This is a genomic window from Pseudomonas sp. S37, assembly GCF_016658545.1.
Classification (GTDB): Bacteria; Pseudomonadota; Gammaproteobacteria; order Pseudomonadales; family Pseudomonadaceae; genus Aquipseudomonas.
The window spans coordinates 1-981 of record NZ_JACVZC010000231.1; the positions used below are offsets into that span (position 1 = coordinate 1).

Genomic DNA, 981 nt, shown 5'->3' on the forward strand with positions numbered 1-981 from the left:
GGAGATTCTATGGTTTTCAGCAAGCCGGTTTGACGCCTTTGGTGGTGTATTCGTCCTGATTCTTCATCAGGGCGAATGCCACCCTTGCTAGCTTCCTGGCGAGGATTACCAACGCCTGGGTCGTTGCTTTTCCGTTGTTCAGGTGCCGTTTATAGTCCCCGTTCCACGCGGGCGACTTGCTGGCTGCCATCGCTGCGTTGTGCAACAAGCGACGGATCTCTGAGCAACCTCGTTTTGTAAGACAACGCCGTCCATTCTTCTGCCCGGAATCGCTGACACGTAGATCCATCCCCAAGAAGGCGATGTACGAATCACTGCTCTTGAACTCACCCCTTGTAAAAGCCATTACCAGCGCTGTGGCGGTGAGAAAACCAATGCCCTCTACTGCCTGGCAGCGAGCGACTTGCTCGTGCAAGCCAGCCTCTCGCAGCACGTCTTTAATCTTCTTTTGGATCAACTGATCCAGTCGGTCTATCGATCTCACAAAAGTGTTGAACGCGGTTTTCAGGAGGCCTTCATTAGCCCAGCTCTGGGTCATTGCAGTGCGGGCACTCACCAAGGCAGCTCTGCGCCGCAGGAGGCTCTGAAGCTTGCCGTAGACGGCGGGCGGCGGGCTCCAGGGACGAAGATCCTCACCTTCGTTTTTCAGAAAGCGGGACAGCAACCGAGCGTCGGACGGGTCGGTTTTCACCCGTCCGCCAACACTTTTCCGGTAGTTGCTCAGTTGAAAGCCATCGATGATATAAACCTCGAAGCCCTGACGATGAGCCAGCTCAACCAAGTCCAGGTGATAGACATTGGTCGCCTCAACAGCGATAGCTGTATTGAGTGGCTGCTGCTTCAGCCATTTCTTAATTTCGAGCTTGGAGTTTTTCAGCCTGACGATCTCATCGCGCTCATCGTGATGGATAACCAGCTCAGCTTTTGCGACATCCGCACCCACAATCAACTTGCCCACCTGCATTGCCATAGGTGACTCCT

Annotated in this window: 1 protein-coding gene; it reads right to left on the reverse strand. The window is 54.2% G+C overall.

Annotated features, from left to right (window positions below; genetic code table 11):
* Positions 1–16: 16 nt before the first annotated feature.
* A complete protein-coding gene (locus IAE39_RS29440) occupies positions 17–970 on the reverse strand; it encodes an IS110 family transposase (RefSeq protein WP_201207958.1) in 954 nt (317 codons plus the stop codon).
* Positions 971–981 lie beyond the last annotated feature (11 nt).